Origin of the sequence: Rathayibacter sp. AY1D5 (genome assembly GCF_002932515.1) — a bacterium.
Taxonomy (GTDB): domain Bacteria; phylum Actinomycetota; class Actinomycetes; order Actinomycetales; family Microbacteriaceae; genus Rathayibacter.
In genome coordinates, this window is sequence record NZ_PSVU01000027.1 from 22326 (window position 1) to 41918 (window position 19593).

Below are 19593 nucleotides of genomic sequence, written 5' to 3' on the forward strand. Positions count from 1 at the left end.
CGGAGCGTGCCGCGTACCCGGGTGGCGTCTCGCGGGGAGGGTCAGGCGAGAGAGCGCTCGAGGACGAAGTCGTCCTCCCAGCGGTCGCCGACGAGGAAGCGCTTGCGGCCGACGACCGCGAAGCCGTGCTTGGAGTAGAAGCGCTGAGCGCGCGCGTTCTCCTCGTTGACGCCGAGCCAGACGCCCGCGGCACCGTGAGCCTCCGCCTCCTCGAGGGTCGTGGCCATCAGCGCGGCCGCCGCTCCGGAGCCGTGCCGGCCGGGCAGGAGGTAGAACTTGCTGAGCTCGACGGTCGGACGCAGCCGGATCGCCGCGACGACGTCGGCGTCGGCGGGCTCCCCGCGCACGAGCATCGCGTAGCCGGTCAGCGCGCCGGAGTCGTCGTCGACCAGGAGCGAGCGGAGCGGATCGGCGAGGTGGTCGCGGAAGCGCTCGACCGAGAGCACGGTGCGCACGAACTCGGCCTTCGCCTCCGCGGTGGTGTGCGGCGGGCAGGCCAGCGGGAAGGTCGCGGCGGCCAGCTCGGCCAGGGCCTCGGCATCGGCGGCCGACGCGCGGCGGACGGTCACGGGAGGCGCGGCGGAGTGGAGCGGCGGATCACCGGTCCAGTATGCCGGGACGACGAAGGAGGGGGCCCGCCGAAGCGGACCCCCTCCTCACGTCAGTGCGTGCTCGGCTCAGGCCAGGACGTTGACGTCCAGCGGGATGCCGGGGCCGAAGGTCGTCGAGACGGCGGCCTTCTGGATGTAGCGGCCCTTCGAGGAGGACGGCTTGAGGCGGAGGATCTCGTCGAGCGCGGTCTTGAAGTTCTCCTGGAGCTGCTCCTCGGTGAACGCGGCCTTGCCCACGACGAGGTGCACGTTGGCGTGCTTGTCGACGCGGAACTCGATCTTTCCGCCCTTGATCTCGGTCACGGCCTTCGCCACGTCCGGGGTCACGGTGCCGGTCTTCGGGTTGGGCATGAGGCCGCGGGGGCCGAGCACCTTTCCGAGACGGCCGACCTGGCCCATGAGCTCCGGGGTCGAGACGGCGGAGTCGAACGAGGTGTACCCGCCCGCGACCTTCTCGATGAGCTCGGCGCCTCCGACCTCGTCGGCACCGGCGGCCAGCGCGGCCTCGGCGGCCGGACCGGTCGCGAACACGATGACGCGGGCGGTCTTGCCCGTGCCGTGGGGCAGGATGACCGTGCCGCGGACCATCTGGTCGGCCTTGCGGGGGTCGACACCGAGCTTGAGGGCGACCTCGACGGTGCTGTTGAACTTGGCGGAACCGGTCTCGCGGGCGAGCGCGACGGCCTCGTCGGCCGTGTAGAACTTGCCCTCTTCGAGCTTGGCCGCGGCGGCCCGGTAGGCCTTCGACTTCTGTGCCATGTTGTTTCTCCTTGAAACGAGAATGTGGTTCTAGAGCCTGGCGGGCTCTCCCACGGGGGTGATGGAGTTCTGGTGGTGCCGCGATCGCGGCCGTGACTGCTGCTCGCGGGAGGCGGAGAGGTCCTGCGGAGGCGCTTCCGGCCCGGGCGTGCGGCCCGCTGAGGGGCCGCCGTCGGGTTCTCGAGGCTTCCGCGGTGGGTCCGCGCCGGTGGGCGCGTCGCTCCCGCCGTCGAGCAGCGCGTCGCGCTACTCGACCGTGATGCCCATCGAGCGGGCGGTGCCGGCGATGATCTTCGCGGCGGCGTCGATGTCGTTGGCGTTCAGGTCGACCTGCTTCGCCTCGGCGATCTCGCGGACCTGCGCCTGGGTGAGCTTCGCGACCTTCACGGTGTGCGGGGTCGAGGAGCCCTTGGCGACGCCGGCGGCCTTCTTGATGAGCTCCGCCGCGGGCGGGGTCTTCAGCACGAAGGTGAACGAGCGGTCCTCGTAGACGGTGATCTCGACGGGGATGACGTTGCCGCGCTGCGACTCGGTCTGCGCGTTGTACGCCTTGCAGAACTCCATGATGTTGACGCCGTGCTGACCGAGCGCCGGACCGATCGGGGGCGCGGGGTTGGCCGCGCCGGCCTTGATCTGGAGCTTGATCAGGCCGGTGACCTTCTTCTTGGGGGCCATTCTGATTCCTTTTCTCAGGGTTCGAGCGGTCGGGGGCTCCCGGCCGCTCTCCCGCGCATCCGACGGTGCCGGATCGCGGTGGAGGAGGGCCGTCCGGCGCGCACAGGGGCGGGCGCCGACACGAAAACCCGTACGAGCTTACACGAGCGGGGCCACCCCCGACAGGGCGGAGGAGGGGCCGACGCCCGGGTGCGCGTGGGGCGGTGCCGGAGGGAGCGCCGCCCGGAACGGCGAACGCCCCCTCCGACGTGCGGAGGGGGCGTTCACGCGGCGCGGAGGCGACGCGTCAGAGCTTGGTGACCTGATCGAACGACAGCTCGACCGGGGTCTCGCGCTCGAAGAGCGAGACGAGCACGGTGAGCTTGCCGCTCTCGGGCTTGATCTCGCTGATCGAGCCGGGAAGACCCGCGAACGAGCCCTCCTTGATGGTGATGGTCTCGCCGATCTCGAAGTCGACCTCGGCGGGCAGCACGCGCTGGGCCTGCTTCTGTCCCTTGGCACCGGAGGTCTTCGAGGGGGCGACGTCCTTGATCTCGACGAGGCTCTTCAGCATCGTGAAGGCCTCCTCGAAGCGCAGCGGGGTCGGGTTGTGGGCGTTGCCCACGAAGCCGGTGACGCCCGGGGTGTGGCGGACGACCGACCACGAGTCCTCGTTGAGGTCCATGCGCACCAGCACGTAGCCGGGGATGCGCACGCGGGTGACCATCTTGCGCTGGCCGTTCTTGATCTCGACCACGTCCTCCATCGGGACCTGGACCTCGAAGATGTAGTCCTCGGCCTCGAGCGAGACCTTGCGGTTCTCGATGTTCGACTTCACGCGCTTCTCGAAGCCGGCGTAGGAGTGGATGACGTACCACTTGCCCGGCTTGCCGCGCAGCTCGGTGCGGAAGGCCTCGTACGGGTCGATGTCGGCGAGGTCCTCACCGGCGGACTCGGCGTCCTCGGCGGCGACCTCGGCCTCGTCCTCGACGGCCTCGAGGGCCGCTTCGGCCTCCTCGACGGTGTCGATGTGGGCGGCCCCGTCGACCGCGGAGTCGGCCTCGGGGTCGTCGACGGAGCCGATGGCGTCCAGCGCTGCCTCGAGGTCGGAGGCGAGGTCGTCCTCGGACTCGTTCTCGTCGATGATGCTCAGCGCACCCTGCTCGGCGGGCTCGACGGCGTCCTCAGCCTGCGACTGGACGTCGCCCTCCTGCTCCTCCTCGACCTCCGACGACTGCTCGGCAGCCGTCGCCCAGTCGACGTCGTCGCGGTTTCTGTCAGACACTCGTCACAACTCTCTCTCGATCGATCGGTCGCGCCCCTCGGGGCGCGTCCCGCTGTCGCCGGCACCCTCCGCTCGCGCGGCCCGGATGCTCTCGGGTCAGGCGGCGGGTGTGCCGAACACGTACGTCACGGCCAGGGCGAAGACCCAGTCGAGGAAGGACACCAGCGCCATCATGATGACGACGAAGATCAGCACGACCACGACGTAGTTGCCCAGCTCCTTGCGGGTGGGCGTCACGACCTTCTTCAGCTCGGCGATGACCTGCCGGATGAAGAGGGCGATGCGCGCGAACGGGTTGCGCCGCGCGGCTCGCTGCTGATTGGCGATCGCGACGACGTCCTCGCTCGGCTCGTCGACTGCTTTCCCGGCCACCTGCACGCACCTTTCCCGCACCGGAACCTCCGGTGTGGCCGACCGCCCGTCATGGGCGGCCCTGGACCGATGACCGCAGCGTCGCGGGGACCGCGTGCGACGGGCATCGATGTGCAGGGCGGACAGGGCTCGAACCTGCAACCTGCGGTTTTGGAGACCGCTGCTCTACCAATTGAGCCACCGCCCTATGGATGCCGTTGCGAGCATCCGAGGAGGAGACCGACCCGCCGCCCCACCGCCACGACCCTCGCGGGCGCTGTGGATGAGGGCAGAGATCGACTACCTCGGACGAGTGTACGTGGACCCGCAGGGCGTGTCCAGCCGAGCGGCGGGGGGCCTCGGAGCCCCGTGCGCGCGCAGGATACGCTGGCCGTCGTGTCCTCCACCACGCGCATCTCCGCCCGCATCGCCGCCATCGCCGAGTCCGCCACTCTGAAGGTCGACGCCAAGGCGAAGGCCCTCCAGGCCCAGGGCCGCCCGGTCGTGTCCTACGCCGCCGGCGAGCCCGACTTCCTCACTCCCGAGCACATCGTCGAGGCCGCCTCGGCCGCCGTGCTCGACCCGGGGAACTACCGCTACACTCCCGCGGCGGGCCTCCCCGACCTCCGCGCGGCCATCGCGGAGAAGACGGCGCGCGACTCCGGATGGGCCGTCGACCCCTCGCAGGTCGTGGTCACCAACGGCGGCAAGCAGGCCGTCTACCAGGCCTTCCAGACCCTCCTCGACGACGGCGACGAGGTGCTGGTGCCGACCCCGTACTGGACCACCTACCCCGAGGCGATCAAGCTCGCCGGCGGCGTGCAGGTGGACGTGTTCGCGGGCGCCGACCAGGGCTACCTGGTCACGGTCGAGCAGCTGGAGGCCGCGCGCACCGAGCGCACCAAGGTGCTCCTGTTCGTCTCCCCCTCCAACCCCACCGGCGCCGTCTACTCGGCCGAGCAGACCGGCGAGATCGGCGAGTGGGCCGAGGAGCACGGCCTCTGGATCATCGCCGACGAGATCTACCAGAACCTCGTCTACTCCACCGGCGACCAGGACGACGCGAGCCCGCTCGAGCACGCGACCTCGATCGTCGAGGCGGTGCCGGCCCTGCGCGACCGGACGATCCTCGTCAACGGCGTCGCGAAGACCTACGCGATGACCGGCTGGCGCGTCGGATGGATGGTCGGCCCGGCCGACGCGATCAAGGGCGCCTCGAACCTCCAGTCGCACCTCTCGAGCAACGTCTCGAACATCTCGCAGCGCGCCGCGATCGCCGCCCTCACCGGCCAGCAGGAGCCGGCCGAGGAGATGCGCCTGGCCTTCGACCGCCGCCGCCGCACCATCGTCGCCGAGCTGAACGCGATCGACGGGATCGAGTGCCCCACCCCCGGCGGCGCGTTCTACGTCTACCCCGACGTGAACGGGCTGCTGAACCGCGAGTGGAACGGCACCACCCCGACGACCTCCCTCGAGCTCGCCGACCTCATCCTCGAGCAGGCCGAGGTCGCCACCGTCCCCGGCGAGGCCTTCGGTCCGAGCGGCTACCTCCGCCTGTCCTACGCCCTCGGCGACGACGCGCTCCTCGAGGGCGTGCGCCGCTTGCAGCGGCTCTTCGGCACCGTTTAGCCCTCCTCCGCCTGCGCCGTCGATCGGCAGCGGCGGCTCGACGACGGGGGTGCGTCGCAGAGAGCGGGGTGCGCAGCGCGGACGACGATCCGCCGACACGCGGATCGCCGGTCGCCGCTCGACCGTGCCTCACGGTGACCGGCGGGTACTGCGACGGGCCTGTCCGACAGGTGAGGGCTGCCTGGCATCTCGGGGCGGGGAGGGCAAGAGGGAGGCGGAAATCGGGGATCACTGTCGCCGGAGGGGTGCGACAGGGCACGCTGTGACGATGAGCGAAGACCACGCCGTCCGAGTCCGCGACCTGCGGAAGGACTACGGGGGCGCTCCGGCGGTCGCGGGAGTCTCCTTCGACATCCACCGGGGCGAGACCTTCGCGCTCCTCGGCCCTAACGGCGCCGGCAAGTCGACGACCATCGAGATCCTCGAGGGCTACCGCGACCGCTCCGGCGGCGAGGTGTCGGTGCTCGGGGTCGACCCGCGCCACGGCGACCTGGCGTGGAAGGCGCGTCTGGGGATCGTCCTGCAGTCCAGCGGCGAGTCCGGCAACGCGACGGTCCGCGAGCAGATCGCGCACTTCGCCAGCCTCTATCCGCGACCGCGCGACGTCGACGAGACCATCGAGGCCGTCGGGCTGACGTCCAAGGCCCGCTCGCGCATCGGACGCCTCTCGGGCGGCCAGCGCCGCCGCGTCGACGTCGCCCTCGGCATCATCGGCCGCCCCGAGCTGGTGTTCCTCGACGAGCCCACCACGGGCTTCGACCCCGAGGCCCGCCACTCCTTCTGGGACCTGATCGCCCTGCTCAAGAGCGAGGGCACGACCATCCTGCTCACCACCCACTACCTCGACGAGGCCGCCCGCCTCGGCGACCGCGCCGCCGTGATCTCCGGCGGGCGGCTCCTGGCCATCGGCCCGATGAGCGCGATCGGAGGGGACGAGGCGCGCGTCCCGATCGTGCAGTGGCGCGAGGACGGCGTGCTGCACCGGCTGCGCACCACCGAGCCCGCCCGGACCGTCGCCGAGCTGCACGCCCGGATCGGGGAGCCGACGGCGCTCGAGGTCGTCCGCCCCAGCCTCGAGGACATCTACCTCGACCTCATCCGCGAGGACCGCGACGCGGTCGACCTGATCGGAGAGCCCGCGTGACCGCCGTCGCCACCCGCCCCCGCACCCTCTCCACCGGCCCGGGACGCACCGTCCGCCTCGGACTCGCCCGCGCCCGCTACGAGATCCGCTCGTACTTCCGCGCTCCGGACCAGGTGTTCTTCACCTTCCTCTTCCCGGTGCTGCTCCTGACGATCTTCTCGGTCGCGTTCGGCGACACCGCGGTGATGCAGGCGAACCCGCAGGACCCGGGCATCCCGATGGCCGAGTACTACGTGCCGGGCCTCGCCGCGGCCGGGATCCTGCTCTCGGGCGTCCAGAACCTGGGCGTCGACATCGCGGTCGAGCGCGGCGACGGCACGCTCAAGCGCCTCGCGGGGGCACCGCTGCCGGTCTTCAGCTACTTCATCGGCAAGTTCGGCCAGGTGCTCGTGACGAGCCTCGCGCAGACGGCCCTGCTGCTCCTCGTCGCGGCGACGGTGTTCTCGGTCGAGCTGCCCACCGACAGCGGGCGCTGGGCGACCTTCGCCTGGGTCTACCTGGCAGGAGTCGCGACGTCGGCCATCCTCGGCATCGCCGTCTCCGCGCTGCCCCGCTCGGGCAAGAGCGCGACCGCCGTGATCGTGCCGCCGCTGCTCGTGCTGCAGTTCATCTCGGGGTCGTACCTGTCGTTCACGACGCTGCCGGACTGGCTGCAGAACACGGCGAGCGTCTTCCCGCTCAAGTGGATCGCGCAGGGCATGCGCGCCGTGTTCCTGCCGAGCGGGTTCGAGGAGGCGGAGGTGAACGGGTCGTGGGACCTCGGCGGCGTCGCGCTGGTGCTCGGTATCTGGCTCGTCGTGGGGCTCGTCGCCTGCCGCTTCGGCTTCCGCTGGATCCGCCGCGACAGCTGAGCCGGAGGAGGCCGCGGCCGGAGGGCGCGCGTCCCCGCGAGCGCGGGGCCTGCGCGCGCAGACCGCGCGGACTCAGACCGCGGTGCCGACCACGACGGGCTCGGGGTGCAGCAGCACGCCGAACTCCGCCAGGACGCGGCCCTGGACGTACCGGGCGAGCTCAGCGACCTGTTCGGCCGTCGCTCCTCCGCGGTTGGTCAGGGCGAGGGTGTGCTTGCTCGACACGGCGGCCCGCGAGCCGGGCAGGGCGAAACCGCGCGAGACGCCGGCGTGCTCGATCAGCCACGCGGCGCTGAGCTTCACCAGGCCGTCGGCGCGGAGAGGCACGGGCAGCCCGACGGGCGCTCCTGCCTCGACCGCGGCGAGCGGAGTGATGACGGGCGCCTCCGCCGTCGGCTCGACCGGCCAGCGCGGCGCCTCGGGCGGCAGGGAGTCGGCGAACGCGCTCGTGACGAGGGGGTTGGTGAAGAAGGAGCCGGCGCTCGCGGTGTCCGGGTCCTCCGGATCGAGGACCATGCCCTTGCCCGCACGCAGCGCCAGCACGGTCTCGCGCACCCGCGCGAGCGGCACGCGGTCGCCGAGCGCGACTCCGAGCGCCGACGCCAGCTGACCGTAGGCGACGGGAGTGCCGTCGCCCTCGGCGCCGACCTCCTCGAGCGCGAACTCGACGGCCAGCACCGCGCCCCGGCGGCCCTGCTTGATCACGGAGGTGCGGTAGGCGAACTGCAGCTCCTCCGCCGTCAGCCGGACGGGCTCGCGGGCGCCCTCGTCGAGGAAGTCGACCGCGACCAGCGTGTCCGAGAGCTCCTGGCCGTAGGCGCCGATGTTCTGCACCGGCGACGCACCGACCGTGCCGGGGATGCCGCTGAGTGCTTCGAGGCCCGCCCAGCCGCGCTCCACGGTCGTCGCGACGAGGCCGTCCCACGACTCGCCCGCCTGGACCCGCAGGAGCACGCGCCCCGGCTCGTCGGAGGGGAGCCGCTCGACGCCGGTGGTGCGCACGCGCACGACCGTGCCCTCGACCCCGTCGTCGCCCACGAGGAGGTTGGAGCCGCCGCCGAGCAGCAGCCACGGCTCGTCGTCCGACCACAGGCCGACGAGCGTCTCGACCAGCTCCGCCTCGGTGGCGGGCTCGACGAGGCGCTCGGCGGGTCCGCCGACGCGGAGGGTGGTCAGGGCGGAGAGCAGCGGCGCGGAGGTCACGCGAGTCGGACCCGTGCCTGGGCCTTGCCGAGGACGGACTGGCCCTCGACCGAGACGGCGAGGTCGACGCGGACCCAGCCCTCCTCGGCGTTCACAGCGCCGATCCTGGCGACCACGTCGATCGCGGCGCCGTCGCGCGGGTCCACCACGACGGGGCGGGTGAAGCGCACCTGGTAGTCGACCACGCGTCCGGGGTCGCCGACCCAGTCGACGACGACCTGCACCGCGGTGCCCATCGTGAGCATGCCGTGCGCGAGCACGCCGGGCAGGCCGACCTCGGCGGCGACGTCGTCGCGGTAGTGGATGGGGTTGAAGTCGCCCGAGGCGCCCGCGTAGCGCACCAGGGTGCCGCGGTCGATCGGGAAGCGGCTCTCGGCGACGACCTGGCCGACGCTCAGCTCGGCGAGAGCGGGCAGTGCGGTGCTCATTCGTCTCCCCTGACCACGAGGGTCGAGATCGCGGTGACGACGTGCTCGCCGCTCGCGTCGACCATGCGGGACTCGGTGGTGACCATCGAGTGGGCGCCGAGCTTCTTGATGGCGGCGACCGAGAGGGTCGCGGTCAGCTCGTCGCCGGCGACGACCGGACGGGACAGCACGAAGCGCTGGTCTCCGTGCACGACGCGGCTGAAGTCGATCCCGCCGTCGGGCTCGGCGAGCAGCTGCTGGAGCGTGAACTCCTGCACGACGACGGCGAAGGTGGGCGGAGCGACGAGGTCGGGGTGCCCGGCGGCGCGGGCGGCCTCGACGTCGTGGTGCAGGGGGGAGGTCGCGGAGACGGCGCGGGCGAACTCGCGCACCTTCTCGCGCCCCACCTGATAGGGCTCCGTGGGCGCGAAGACGCGCCCGACGAGTTCGGGGTTCACTGGCACCCGGCCATACTAGGCGCTGCCGTCGCGGGGCCCTCGGGGCTCCGGAGGCGCCACCGGTGGTCACCCGGGTATGACCACCGCGAATTTCCCATCCGTGTATGGCTGACCCGCGGCCGAACTTCTCCGAAGCTGGCGGGCATGTCGACACCCACTCCCGAGCGCGACTGGGCGACCTACGCCCGCGAGCTCGGCACCAACATGCACCGGGCCCGCATCGCCAAGGGCGCCAGCCAGGAGCGGATCGCCCACGCGGCCGGGCTCGCGGGCTACACCTACCAGAAGTTCGAGAAGGGCGAGTCGAAGCCCGGCTCGCCGGCCAACCCCACACTGCACACCCTCCTCGCGCTCTGCGAGGCGCTCGAGATCGAGCTGACGGACCTCCTGCCGCCCGACCCGCCGCGCACCTCACGCGGCGCCGAGTAGCCGGAGCACCGCGCCGGCCAGCCGCGACCCCGAGCTGAGATCGAGGTCGACCTCGCCGAGCCCGTCGGCCTCCAGGCGGAGCCTGTCCTCCCCCGACTCCCCCGGGCGGCACAGGGAGACGTGCACCGTCGCGCCCGCGGCCCCGTCTCGGCCCGCCCAGAGCACCACCGGGAGCGAGCTCGCCGCGGAGCGGTGCAGCCGCTCCCCCGCCGCGACCAGCTCGTCGTGCTCGCCCGCGCACCAGCGCGGGCACCCCTCGTCGTTCCTGCCGTCCATCCGCTCCTCCACGTTCCGCACCCCTCGGTCGAGGAGACCAGCCCACCAGGCGGTACCGACACCGAGGGCCCGCCGCGCCCCGATCCCGACCGGGGTGTGGACAGGAGACGGTCGTCCGCCCGTTGTGGAGGAGCGAGGACCAGGGTCCCATACGCAGGTGGTGCCGCCAGGGGTCCGGCACGAAGCACCGGCGCGGTGTCAGCGGTGGACGATCAGCCAGGTCGCGATCGCCGTGGTCGAGCCCGTGTTGACCATGCGGTGCGGCCGCTCGCACGGGAACGTGATGGCGTCGCCCGGCCCGAGGACGACCGACTCGTCCTCGAACTCGACCGTCAGCTCTCCGAGCGTCACCGTCCCCATCTCGAACCCGTCGTGGCGGAGCAGCTGCCGGTGCGCCGTCGAGGTCGAGCCCGGCGGGTAGGTCGACTCGAAGAAGTCGACGGCGTCCAGCGGACGCGGCGCCAGACGGCGGAACAGCACTCCGCCCTCGAGCGCCACGGGCGCCGACTCGCGCGCCCGGACGACCGCGGTCTCGACCGGCGCCGACGCGCCCTGGTCGAACACGGCGGACAGCGGGACCCCCAGCGCGTCCACGAGGGCGATCAGCCGGCCGACCGAGGGCTGCATGGCTCCGCGCTCGATCTGCGAGACGGCGCTCACGGAGATGCCGAGTCGCCCGGCGAGTGCCTTCAGCGACAGGCCCGCCGAGAGCCGCAGCTCCCGCAGCCGGGCGCCGAGTCCGGCCCCGTCCGCGATCGCCCGGGCGGCCGCCTCGTCGGGCGCGGTGTCGTCGGAGGGCATGGCCCGTCCCCTCTCGCGGATCGTCACACAGCCGTAACGGAGCCGAAACGAGCGGCGGCCTCCCGACTCGTAGCGTGGCCCGCGTGAAGTGATCACTTCACTCGGAACGCTCTCCGCGACGCCCCGCCTCCTCGGCCGGACGTCCCGACCACCCTGACACATCCGCTCCGTGCCGCTCTGCGCACGACCGCCCGAGAGGTGGATCCACCCATGTCCGACCGAGTCACCGCACCCCGAGTCACCGCTCCTCCCGTCGATCCGGATCCCGCCGCCGCGGCGAGCGCCGGCTACGACGACCGCCTCTCCAACGAGGACCTCGCCCCGCTCCGGAAGCAGCGCTGGTCGAGCTACAACATCTTCGCGTTCTGGATGTCGGACGTGCACAGCGTCGGCGGGTACGTGACCGCGGGCTCGCTCTTCGCGCTGGGCCTGGCCGGCTGGCAGGTGCTCGTCGCCCTGGTGGTGGGCATCGTGATCGTGCAGGTCTTCTGCAACCTCGTCGCCAAGCCCAGCCAGGTCACCGGCGTGCCCTACCCCGTCATCAACCGCGCGATCTTCGGCATCCGCGGCGCGAACATCCCGGCGATCATCCGCGGACTGATCGCGATCGCCTGGTACGGCGTGCAGACCTACCTGGCGGCGCAGTCGCTGAACATCGTCTTCCTCAAGTTCTTCCCGGGCATGGCCGCCCTGAACACGCCCGAGGCGTCGTTCCTCGGCCTCTCGGCTCTGGGCTACCTCTCCTACGCGATCCTCTGGGTCGCGCAGGCCGCGCTGTTCTGGCGGGGCATGGAGTCGATCCGCCGCTTCATCGACTGGGCGGGACCGGCGGTCTACGTGGTGATGCTCGTGCTGGCCGTCTACCTGGTGTCGCAGGCGGGCTGGGAGAACATCTCGCTCACCCTCGGCTCCGGCGAGCCGCTCGACCTCGCCGCCGCGGTGCCGGTGATGATCTCGGCCGTCGCCCTGGTCGTCTCCTACTTCTCGGGCCCGATGCTCAACTTCGGCGACTTCTCCCGGTACGCCCGCAGCTACGGCGCCGTGAAGCGCGGCAACCTGCTCGGCCTCCCGATCAACTTCCTCTTCTTCTCCCTCCTCACCGTGATCACCGCCTCGGCGACCGTGCCGGTCTTCGGCGAGCTGATCACCGACCCGATCGAGACCGTCGAGCGGATCGACACCTGGTTCGCCGTGCTCCTCGGCGGCCTCACCTTCGTCATCGCGACGATCGGCATCAACATCGTCGCCAACTTCATCTCCCCCGCGTTCGACTTCTCGAACGTCAACCCGAAGAAGATCAGCTGGCGGATGGGCGGCATGATCGCCGCCGTCGGCTCGGTGCTGCTCACCCCGTGGAACTGGTACTCGAACGACACCGCCATCCACTACACGCTCGGCATCCTCGGCGCGCTGATCGGACCGCTGTTCGGCGTCCTCATCGCGGGCTACTACCTGATCAGCCGCCAGCGCGTCTGGGTGGACGACCTCTACACGATGAGCGAGAAGGGCCGCTACTGGTTCTCGCGCGGCTTCAACCCCAACGCCGTCTGGGCGACCGTGATCGGCGGAGTCCCCTCCGTCGCCTCGGTGCTCGTGCCGCGCTGGATCGCGGAGGCGGGAGGCGCGGAGTTCACCTGGCTCGGCGACTACAGCTGGTTCCTCGGCTGCGGGCTCGGATTCGTCGCGATGGCCGTGCTCGAGCGGCGCGCGCCGCGGATCGGGCGCCTCGACGAGGACCTCGAGCACGTCAGCGACGGCTCGACCGTCTGATCCGGCCGGCACGGAGGAGGGATCCGCCCCGGCCGCTCCGCATCCCGCGGACCGGCGGCCGGGCGGGTCCCTCCCCCTCCCGGCACCCGAACCGAGGAACCACCATGCGCATCACCGTCGTCAACCCGAACACCAGCACTGCGATGACCGCGGCGATCGGCCGGGCCGCCCGCTCCGTCGCCTCGCTCGGCACCGAGATCACGGCCGTCACCCCGCCGATGGGTCCGGCGTCGATCGAGAGCCACTACGACGAGGCGCTCGCCGTGCCCGGCGTCCTGCACGAGATCGCCCGGGCGGAGGCGGCCGGCAGCGACGGCGCGGTCGTCGCGTGCTTCGGCGACCCGGGCGTCGACGCCGCGCGCGAGATCGCGAGCGGCCCGGTCGTGGGGATCGCCGAGGCCGCCATGCACATGGCCGCGCTCGTCGGCCGGGGCTTCAGCGTGGTCACCACGCTCTCGCGCACGAGCGGCCGCGCCTGGGACATCGCCCGCCGCGCCGGGTTCGGCGACGCCTGCCGTCAGGTGCGCGCCTGCGACATCCCCGTGCTCGAACTCGACGACCCCCGCTCCGACGCCCGCCGCGCGATCCTGGCGGAGTGCGCCGCAGCGCTGGCCGTCGACGGGTCCGACTCGATCGTGCTGGGCTGCGCGGGCATGGCCGACCTGTGCCGCGACCTCTCACGGGAGCTGGGCGTGCCCGTGATCGACGGCGTCGCCTCGGCGGTGCGCCTGGTGGAGGGGCTCGTCGCGATGGGCGTCAGCACCTCGCGGCGCGACGAGTACGCCGCGCCGCGGACGAAGGCGATGGCGGGGCTGCTCGCTCCGTTCGAGCGGGTCTGAGGCTCCGCACCCCGCACGGTCGGGTGTTCTACCGGACCGCCAGGCCGGACCCACCTGCGAGGATCGGGGGATGAGCGTCCTCCGCGATCTCGGCCTCGGTGCCCGGCTCTTCCTCCGCGGCTTCCGCACCTGGGTCCGCTCGCCGCGGGCGATGCTCCTCGGCGCGATCCCGCCCCTGATCGTCGGCCTGGTCTTCGTCGGCGTGCTGGTCCTGGTGCTCACGCGGGTGCAGGACGCGGTGACCGTGCTCACCCCGTTCGCCGGCGGCTGGGACGAGGGCACGGCCGCCACCGTCCGCCTGGTGCTCTCGATCGCGGTGGTCGGCGCCGTGCTCGCCCTCGGCGTGGTCCTCTTCGCCGCGGTGACCCTGCTGGTCGGCGACCCCTTCTACGAGCGGATCTGGCGGCGGGTCGAGGACGACCTCGGCGGCGTGCCCGACGAGCGCGAGAGCACCTTCTGGCAGGGGGTCGGCCGCGGCCTCCGCGACTCCGCCGTGCTGGTCGCCACCTCCCTCGGGATCGGCGTGGTCCTGGTGCTGCTGGGCCTGGTGCCGCTGGTCGGCTCGATCGTCGGCCTCGTCGCCGGCGCCCTGGTCGGCGGGAGGGCCCTCGCGCTCGAGCTGACCGGGTTCGCGGGCGACGCCCGGGGGCTCTCCCTCCGCGACCGCCGCCGCCTCCTCGGCGAGCACCGCGCGGTCTCGCTCGGCTTCGGCATCGCCGTCTACCTGGCGTTCCTCGTCCCCGGGGGCGCGGTCGTCGCCACCCCCGCCGCGACGGCCGGCGCGACCCTTCTGCTCCGGACCCTGCGGGGCGAGCCGACCGAGCGGCCGGCCGTCTGACACCGCTTGGCCGCCGCCCGCCTCTCCCCTAGACTCGCCGCGTGCGCACGTCGATCCGAAGCCCCTGGTGGCCCGCCTCCTAGGCGGACCGACGCGCAGACCCCTCGCACGCGACCGCCTCCTCCGGGCGGTCGTTCTGCATGTCAGGGCCCGGGTGGGGCACGACCCGATTCAAGGACCACGATGACCTCGCTCCTCTCCCGCATCCTCGCCTCCGACGGGACGCTGCCGTTCGCGGTGGTCCTCCGCCAGGGCCGCGACGCCGTCGACGTGTTCACGGGCGACGTGCTCGACGTCGAGGGCCTGGCCGACATCCCGCTCGACGGCGACGACGTGCTGACCCTGGTGCCCTACCGGCAGGTGCGCGAGCGCGGCTTCGCGGCGAAGGACGACGGAGCCCCGCTGCGCAACCTCGTGGTGCGCGAGCGCGAGAGCGTCCCCCTGGCGGAGGTGCTGCGGCTCCTGCCCGAGCGGGAGATCCCGGTCGAGGAGCGCGGCTTCGACGTGCCGGACGACGAGTACGCCGACATCGTCCGCCGGGTGATCGAGGACGAGATCGGCCGCGGCGAGGGCGCCAACTTCGTCATCAACCGCGCCTTCGTCGCGCAGACCGACGCGCCGCCCGTCGAGGCGGTCCTGGCCTGGTTCCGCCGCCTGCTCACCGACGAGTCCGGCGCGTACTGGACCTTCGCGATCCACACCCCCGGCGTCGACGGCGCGCAGACGGTCACCGCCGTCGGCGCGACCCCCGAGCGCCACGTCTCGGTGCGCGACGGCGTCGCGATGATGAACCCGATCAGCGGCACCTTCCGCCACCCCGCGGCCGGACCCACCGGGGAGGAGGTGCTCGCGTTCCTCGCCGACGTCAAGGAGAGCGAGGAGCTCTTCATGGTCGTGGACGAGGAGATGAAGATGATGAGCGCGGTCTGCCCGGACGGCGGCCGCATCCTCGGGCCGTTCCTCAAGCAGATGTCGCGGCTCAGCCACACCGAGTACCTGCTCGAGGGCCGCACCGGACTCGACGTGCGCGAGGTCCTGCGGCTGACGATGTTCGCGCCCACGGTCACCGGCTCGCCGATGGAGAACGCGTGCGCCGTGATCGCCGAGTACGAGAAGGAGCCCCGCGGCTACTACTCCGGCGTGCTCGCCCTCTTCGAGCCGGAGGAGCACGGCTACACGGTCGACGCCCCCATCCTCATCCGCACCGCCTACCTCCGCGCGGACGGCCGCCTCACCGTGCCGGCCGGCGCGACGCTCGTGCGCCACTCCACCCCCGAGGGCGAGGTCGCCGAGACGCGGGCGAAGGCGTCGGGCGTCCTCTCCGCCCTGGGCCTGCTGCCGCACCGCGAGGTGCCGCCGGCCATCGACCTGAACGCGCAGCCGGGCGTGCAGGAGGCGCTCGAGGCGCGCAACGAGCGGCTCGCCTCGTTCTGGCTCCGGCCCCAGGCGCCCGAGCACATCGCCGGCCTCGCCGGGCACACCGCGCTGATCGTCGACAACGAGGACCAGTTCACGACGATGCTCGCCCACCAGCTGCGCCACCTCGGGATGGACGCCCGGGTCGAGCGCTGGTCGGAGGTCGCCGACGTGCTGAGCGACGACCTCGTCGTCTTCGGCCCGGGCCCGGGCGACCCCCGCGACGACTCCGAGCCGCGGATCGCGCACCTGCGCTCGCTGATGACCGCGCGGCTCGAGGCCGAGCGGCCGATGCTCGCCGTCTGCCTCAGCCACCAGATGCTGTCGCTGCTGGCGGGCCTCCCGGTCGAGCCGCTTCCCGCGCCCCGCCAGGGCGTGCGCCTGGCGGTGGACGTGTTCGGCGAGGACGCCGCGATCGGCTTCTACAACACCTTCTCCTCGGTCGCCCCCGGCGTCGCGCGCACGCCCCGGCTGGGGCTCGAGGTGTCGGTCGACCCGGAGACGGGAGTGGTCAACGCCCTGCGCGGCGAGCACGTCGCGTCGGTGCAGGGGCACCTGGAGTCGGTGCTCTCCTCCGACGGCCTGCGCACCCTGGAGCGGCTGGTCCGCACCGCGACCGCCCAGCCCGCGCGCGCATGAGCGGCCTGCGGCTGATCGCGTCGACCGCCTACCCGGCCGAGCTGCAGGAGGCGGTGGCCGCCGCCGTGCGCGCGGCGGCCGAGGCGGCGCGCGGCTGGTACGGGCGCGGCGACAAGGTCGCGGCGGACGAGGCGTCGGTCGCGGCGATGCGCGCCGTGCTGGCCGACGCTCCGTTCGACGGCATCGTCGTGATCGGCGAGGGCGAGAAGGACGAGGCCCCGATGCTCGCGAACGGCGAGCGCCTCGGCCGCGCCTCCGCTCCCTCCTGCGACGTGGCGGTCGATCCGCTCGACGGCACCCGGCTCACGGCGGAGGGGCTCCCCGGCTCGGTGAGCGTGATCGCGCTCGCCCCGCGAGGCACGCTGTTCGACCCGCGCGACGTGTTCTACATGGACAAGCTGGTCTGCTCCGGAGCGGGCCGGGGCGCGGTCTCGCTCGACCTCCCTCCCGCCGAGAACGCCGCACGGCTGGCGGCGGCGCTCGGGAAGCCCGTCGCGGAGCTGGTCGTCGTCGTGCTCGACAAGCCGCGTCACTCCGGGCTCATCGCGGCTCTGCGCGCGGCCGGGGTCGCGCTCGAGCTGCGCGGCGAGGGCGACGTGTCGGTCGCGATCGAGGCGGCCGATCCCGCGGGCCGCGTCGACCTCGTCCTCGGCATCGGCGGCACCCCGGAGGGAGTGGTCGCCGCGTGCGCCGTCCGCGCCCTCGGCGGGGTCATGGAGGGGCGCCTCGCCCCCCAGACCGCACCGGAGCGCGCCAACGCCCTGGCCGCCGGCCACGACCTCGACCGCCTGCTGACCCTGGAGGACCTGGTCTCCTCGGACGACGTGCTCTTCGCGGGCTGCGCGGTCTGAGACCTCTCCCGCGGGCAGGACCTCGCCCGGGAACGCCGAAGGCCCCGGCTCGACGCGCGAACCGGGGCCTTCTCGCTGTAGCGGGAGCGGGACTTGAACCCGCGACACCACGATTATGAGCCGTGTGCTCTAACCACCTGAGCTACCCCGCCGCGCGTTCTTCGCAGGTCTGGCCTGCGGGGAACGGAGCCCCCTGTGGGAATCGGACCCACTACCTCTTCCTTACCAAGGAAGTGCTCTACCAATGAGCTAAGGGGGCGCACCTGCGGGTCTGACAGCCCCTCTCGGGGCGTGCCCGCGATTTGGCACCGTTAGACGATAGCACCTCCGCGGAGCGTCGATGACCGCGGGGGACGCGCCCCCGCGGCCGCCCGTCTGCGGCTACGCCCGGCTCGCCTCGTCGAGCGCGGCGAGCTCCTCCGCGCTCAGCTCGAGGGAGGCCGAGGCGATCAGCGCCGGCAGCTGCTCCATCACGCGGGCGCTGGCGATCGGCGCGACCACTCCGGGCTGCGAGCGGAGCCACGCGAGCGCCACCGTCGCCACCTCGGCGCCGTGCGCCTCCGCCGCCACGTCGAGCGCCGCCAGCACCCGGCGGCCACGGCCGTCGAGGTAGCGGGAGGCGCCGTCGGCGCGCGGACCCTCGGGCGTCGATCCGTCGCGGTACTTGCCGGTCAGGAATCCCGACGCCAGGGCGGAGTAGGGGACGACGGCCAGCCCCGCCTCGCGGGCGAGGGGCAGCAGGTCGGCCTCGATCCCGCGCTCCACGAGGTTGTAGTGCGGCTGCAGCGCGACGGGCGCGTGCAGGCCCTCCTCGCCCGCGATGCGCAGCCACTCCGCGACGCGCTCGGCGCTGAAGTTCGACACTCCGATCGCGCGGACGAGGCCCTGGTCCACGAGCTCGGAGAACACGGCGGCGATGTCGGCCATCGGCACGGCCTCGTCGTCGAAGTGGGCGTAGTAGAGGTCGATCCGGTCGGTCGCGAGGCGCTCGAGGGAGGCGCGGGCGGCCGCACGCACGCTGTCGGGCGCGAGGCCGGTGAACTGCGGGTGGCGGCCCGCCTTCGTCGCGATCACCACGTCGTCCCGGTCCCCCGAGCGCTGCGCGAGCCACTCGCCGATGATCGTCTCGGACTCGCCGCCCGTGTTGCCCGGGACCCAGGCGGAGTAGGCGTCGGCGGTGTCGATGAAGTCGCCGCCCGCGGCCGTGTAGCCGTCGAGGACATCGAAGGAGGTCTGCCGCCCCGCGGTCCAGCCGAAGACGTTGCCGCCGAGCGAGAGCGGGAAGACGTCGATGCCGGAGTCGCCGAGCGAGAGCGGGAAGACGTCGATGCCGGAGTCGCCGAGCGGCGAGCGGGTGACGGAGGAGGATGCTGCGCTGTCGATGGTCATCTCCCGATTCAAGACCCGCTCCCCGCCGTGATCGATCCCCCTCACGCGCATGCGCGGCAAGGACTCAGGCTCTCAGCGCCGCGGGTAATCGGCGTAGGCGAAGCGCGTCGAGTCCGGCGCCCAGCCGGAGACGTTGATCGTCCCCTGCCCGCCGTGGAGGCGCTCCAGCACGCGGCCGGGCTCGAGCGTCGAGCGCCCGGGGAGGTCGAGCAGCCGCAGCTCGACGTCGACGTTCTCGGGGTGCCCGGCCGTCCCCTCCGGATAGGCGAGATAGAGCAGGTGAGCGCCGTCGGGCGACTCGTGCGGGAACCAGTCGACCGTGTCCGACTCGACCAGGCGGGAGAGCGCGGAGCCATCGAGGCCGATCCGGAACAGCTGCGCACCTCCTCCGGCCCGCTCGGAGTTGAAGACGAGGGTGCGGCCGTCGGCCGAGACGTCGACGCCGTCGTCGGCCGGCTCGTCGTCGGTCAGGGCGGTGAGCGCGCCTCCTCCGGCCGGCATCGTGTAGACGTCGGTCCGCCACCGCCCGGAGGCGTCGCCGCCGCCGATCAGCGCGAGGGTCGCGCCGTCGGGCGAGACGCCGTGCAGGTAGTGCTTGAAGCGCGCGCCCTCGCGCTCGGCGGTCAGGCGGCGGGCGGGGGCGGAGCCGTCGAGCTCGACCGCGTAGAGGTGCCCGTCGCGCGCCGAGACGTAGGCGAGCCCGCCGGACGGGGCGAGCACGTGGTCGTTGTTGAGCTCGGCCGGCACTCCGTCGAGCGGGATCGGCTCGAGCACGGGCGCCCCCTCGAGCGGCAGCCGGAAGAGGCCGCCGTCGCCGTTCACGATCAGGGCGGAGCCGTCCGGAGTCCAGTTCGGCGCCTCCACGAGGACGGAGTCGGACTCGAAGACGGTCGTCGACTCCCCCGACGCGAGGTCGTGGACGCGGAGTCGGCAGAGCTGGTCGGGGAGGAGCGAGCGGGCCATGCTCCCCACGGTAGAGCCCTGGCGGATCAC

The 19593-nt window shown here is 72.7% G+C and carries 21 protein-coding genes and 3 tRNA genes; 9 read left to right on the forward strand and 15 right to left on the reverse strand.

The genetic code is table 11. The annotated features are described in order from the left end of the window. Window positions 1-41: 41 nt before the first annotated feature. The 6 genes from C5C82_RS09750 to C5C82_RS09775 form a co-directional block, all read right to left on the reverse strand. Window positions 42-569 (reverse strand): GNAT family N-acetyltransferase, encoded by a 528-nt coding sequence (locus tag C5C82_RS09750; protein ID WP_104354984.1) that lies wholly within the window; start codon window positions 567-569, stop codon window positions 42-44. Between the two features lie 108 nt (window positions 570-677). Further along, window positions 678-1370: a 50S ribosomal protein L1 gene (rplA, locus tag C5C82_RS09755; RefSeq protein ID WP_104223633.1), complete on the reverse strand. Its 693-nt coding sequence runs from the start codon at window positions 1368-1370 to the stop codon at window positions 678-680. A gap of 246 nt (window positions 1371-1616) precedes the next feature. Continuing rightward, window positions 1617-2045: a 50S ribosomal protein L11 gene (gene rplK, locus C5C82_RS09760; RefSeq protein ID WP_104223632.1), complete on the reverse strand. Its 429-nt coding sequence runs from the start codon at window positions 2043-2045 to the stop codon at window positions 1617-1619. A gap of 286 nt (window positions 2046-2331) precedes the next feature. Beyond that, complete coding sequence (gene nusG, locus C5C82_RS09765) at window positions 2332-3309, reverse strand: transcription termination/antitermination protein NusG (RefSeq protein WP_104354985.1); 978 nt, start codon at window positions 3307-3309, stop codon at window positions 2332-2334. A gap of 96 nt (window positions 3310-3405) precedes the next feature. Then, window positions 3406-3681 (reverse strand): preprotein translocase subunit SecE, encoded by a 276-nt coding sequence (secE, locus tag C5C82_RS09770; RefSeq protein ID WP_068208793.1) that lies wholly within the window; start codon window positions 3679-3681, stop codon window positions 3406-3408. 114 nt (window positions 3682-3795) lie between these two features. Further along, window positions 3796-3868, reverse strand: a tRNA-Trp gene (locus tag C5C82_RS09775). Window positions 3869-4047: 179 nt separating this feature from the next. Between C5C82_RS09775 and C5C82_RS09780 the strand changes: the two genes are divergently transcribed. The 3 genes from C5C82_RS09780 to C5C82_RS09790 all read left to right on the forward strand — a co-directional run bounded on the left by C5C82_RS09780 (window position 4048) and on the right by C5C82_RS09790 (window position 7284). Further along, window positions 4048-5289, forward strand: coding sequence for a pyridoxal phosphate-dependent aminotransferase (locus tag C5C82_RS09780; RefSeq protein ID WP_374953868.1), 1242 nt, complete (start codon window positions 4048-4050; stop codon window positions 5287-5289). Between the two features lie 268 nt (window positions 5290-5557). Continuing rightward, window positions 5558-6433 carry an ABC transporter ATP-binding protein gene (locus C5C82_RS09785; protein WP_104223630.1) on the forward strand — a complete coding sequence of 292 codons (876 nt, stop codon included), beginning with the start codon at window positions 5558-5560 and terminating at the stop codon, window positions 6431-6433. Next, window positions 6430-7284: an ABC transporter permease gene (locus C5C82_RS09790; RefSeq protein ID WP_104223629.1), complete on the forward strand. Its 855-nt coding sequence runs from the start codon at window positions 6430-6432 to the stop codon at window positions 7282-7284. Before C5C82_RS09785 ends, C5C82_RS09790 begins: the two co-directional genes overlap by 4 nt. Before the next feature lie 72 nt (window positions 7285-7356). Here C5C82_RS09790 and C5C82_RS09795 read toward each other — a convergent pair whose 3' ends face one another. The 3 genes from C5C82_RS09795 to C5C82_RS09805 are packed head-to-tail and all read right to left on the reverse strand — an operon-like array spanning window position 7357 to window position 9358. After that, window positions 7357-8487: a UDP-N-acetylmuramate dehydrogenase gene (locus tag C5C82_RS09795; protein WP_104254831.1), complete on the reverse strand. Its 1131-nt coding sequence runs from the start codon at window positions 8485-8487 to the stop codon at window positions 7357-7359. Beyond that, window positions 8484-8915 (reverse strand): MaoC/PaaZ C-terminal domain-containing protein, encoded by a 432-nt coding sequence (locus C5C82_RS09800; protein WP_104238284.1) that lies wholly within the window; start codon window positions 8913-8915, stop codon window positions 8484-8486. Before C5C82_RS09800 ends, C5C82_RS09795 begins: the two co-directional genes overlap by 4 nt. Next, on the reverse strand, window positions 8912-9358 hold the full coding sequence (locus tag C5C82_RS09805; RefSeq protein WP_104227045.1) for a MaoC family dehydratase N-terminal domain-containing protein: 447 nt from the start codon (window positions 9356-9358) through the stop codon (window positions 8912-8914). The genes C5C82_RS09800 and C5C82_RS09805 overlap by 4 nt, the downstream gene beginning before the upstream one ends. 138 nt (window positions 9359-9496) lie before the next feature. Between C5C82_RS09805 and C5C82_RS09810 the strand changes: the two genes are divergently transcribed. Then, complete coding sequence (locus tag C5C82_RS09810; RefSeq protein WP_104223625.1) at window positions 9497-9781, forward strand: helix-turn-helix domain-containing protein; 285 nt, start codon at window positions 9497-9499, stop codon at window positions 9779-9781. On the opposite strand, the gene C5C82_RS09815 is transcribed toward C5C82_RS09810, so the two are convergent. Next, window positions 9764-10057, reverse strand: coding sequence for a DUF6907 domain-containing protein (locus C5C82_RS09815; protein WP_104254833.1), 294 nt, complete (start codon window positions 10055-10057; stop codon window positions 9764-9766). The genes C5C82_RS09810 and C5C82_RS09815 overlap by 18 nt on opposite strands. A 198-nt stretch (window positions 10058-10255) precedes the next feature. After that, the gene (locus C5C82_RS09820) at window positions 10256-10858 is read right to left on the reverse strand and encodes a helix-turn-helix domain-containing protein (RefSeq protein WP_104227043.1); all 603 of its coding nucleotides are present in this window, start codon (window positions 10856-10858) and stop codon (window positions 10256-10258) included. Between the two features lie 210 nt (window positions 10859-11068). On the opposite strand from C5C82_RS09820, the gene C5C82_RS09825 reads away from it, so the two are divergent. From C5C82_RS09825 to C5C82_RS09845, 5 genes are all read left to right on the forward strand, one after another. Next, on the forward strand, window positions 11069-12628 hold the full coding sequence (locus C5C82_RS09825; RefSeq protein WP_104227042.1) for an NCS1 family nucleobase:cation symporter-1: 1560 nt from the start codon (window positions 11069-11071) through the stop codon (window positions 12626-12628). A gap of 104 nt (window positions 12629-12732) precedes the next feature. Continuing rightward, a complete protein-coding gene (locus C5C82_RS09830) occupies window positions 12733-13467 on the forward strand; it encodes an aspartate/glutamate racemase family protein (RefSeq protein ID WP_104354986.1) in 735 nt (244 codons plus the stop codon). Between the two features lie 70 nt (window positions 13468-13537). Further along, window positions 13538-14305, forward strand: a complete 768-nt coding sequence (locus tag C5C82_RS09835) for an EI24 domain-containing protein (RefSeq protein WP_104354987.1) — start codon at window positions 13538-13540, stop codon at window positions 14303-14305. A gap of 183 nt (window positions 14306-14488) precedes the next feature. After that, the gene (locus C5C82_RS09840; RefSeq protein ID WP_104348391.1) at window positions 14489-16360 is read left to right on the forward strand and encodes an anthranilate synthase family protein; all 1872 of its coding nucleotides are present in this window, start codon (window positions 14489-14491) and stop codon (window positions 16358-16360) included. Continuing rightward, a complete protein-coding gene (locus C5C82_RS09845) occupies window positions 16357-17211 on the forward strand; it encodes a fructose-bisphosphatase class II family protein (protein WP_104354988.1) in 855 nt (284 codons plus the stop codon). Before C5C82_RS09840 ends, C5C82_RS09845 begins: the two co-directional genes overlap by 4 nt. A 78-nt stretch (window positions 17212-17289) precedes the next feature. Here the strand turns inward: C5C82_RS09845 and C5C82_RS09850 are convergent. The 4 genes from C5C82_RS09850 to C5C82_RS09865 form a co-directional block, all read right to left on the reverse strand. Next, a tRNA-Met gene (locus C5C82_RS09850) sits at window positions 17290-17363 on the reverse strand. A 35-nt stretch (window positions 17364-17398) separates the two neighbouring features. Next, window positions 17399-17470, reverse strand: a tRNA-Thr gene (locus tag C5C82_RS09855). Window positions 17471-17592: 122 nt separating this feature from the next. Next, window positions 17593-18594, reverse strand: coding sequence for an aldo/keto reductase (locus C5C82_RS09860; RefSeq protein ID WP_374953869.1), 1002 nt, complete (start codon window positions 18592-18594; stop codon window positions 17593-17595). Between the two features lie 78 nt (window positions 18595-18672). Further along, a complete protein-coding gene (locus tag C5C82_RS09865) occupies window positions 18673-19563 on the reverse strand; it encodes a PD40 domain-containing protein (protein ID WP_104254838.1) in 891 nt (296 codons plus the stop codon). Window positions 19564-19593 lie beyond the last annotated feature (30 nt).

Bases quoted from the DNA above. Each gene is read 5' to 3' on its own strand.
- rplA (WP_104223633.1), bottom strand. From the start codon at position 1,370: ATGGCACAGAAGTCGAAGGCCTACCGGGCCGCCGCGGCCAAGCTCGAA.
- rplK (WP_104223632.1), bottom strand. From the start codon at position 2,045: ATGGCCCCCAAGAAGAAGGTCACCGGCCTGATCAAGCTCCAGATCAAG.
- C5C82_RS09785 (WP_104223630.1), top strand. From the start codon at position 5,558: ATGAGCGAAGACCACGCCGTCCGAGTCCGCGACCTGCGGAAGGACTAC.
- C5C82_RS09800 (WP_104238284.1), bottom strand. From the start codon at position 8,915: ATGAGCACCGCACTGCCCGCTCTCGCCGAGCTGAGCGTCGGCCAGGTC.
- C5C82_RS09810 (WP_104223625.1), top strand. From the start codon at position 9,497: ATGTCGACACCCACTCCCGAGCGCGACTGGGCGACCTACGCCCGCGAG.
- C5C82_RS09815 (WP_104254833.1), bottom strand. From the start codon at position 10,057: ATGGACGGCAGGAACGACGAGGGGTGCCCGCGCTGGTGCGCGGGCGAG.
- C5C82_RS09820 (WP_104227043.1), bottom strand. From the start codon at position 10,858: ATGCCCTCCGACGACACCGCGCCCGACGAGGCGGCCGCCCGGGCGATC.
- C5C82_RS09825 (WP_104227042.1), top strand. From the start codon at position 11,069: ATGTCCGACCGAGTCACCGCACCCCGAGTCACCGCTCCTCCCGTCGAT.
- C5C82_RS09830 (WP_104354986.1), top strand. From the start codon at position 12,733: ATGCGCATCACCGTCGTCAACCCGAACACCAGCACTGCGATGACCGCG.
- C5C82_RS09835 (WP_104354987.1), top strand. From the start codon at position 13,538: ATGAGCGTCCTCCGCGATCTCGGCCTCGGTGCCCGGCTCTTCCTCCGC.
- C5C82_RS09840 (WP_104348391.1), top strand. From the start codon at position 14,489: ATGACCTCGCTCCTCTCCCGCATCCTCGCCTCCGACGGGACGCTGCCG.
- C5C82_RS09845 (WP_104354988.1), top strand. From the start codon at position 16,357: ATGAGCGGCCTGCGGCTGATCGCGTCGACCGCCTACCCGGCCGAGCTG.
- C5C82_RS09865 (WP_104254838.1), bottom strand. From the start codon at position 19,563: ATGGCCCGCTCGCTCCTCCCCGACCAGCTCTGCCGACTCCGCGTCCAC.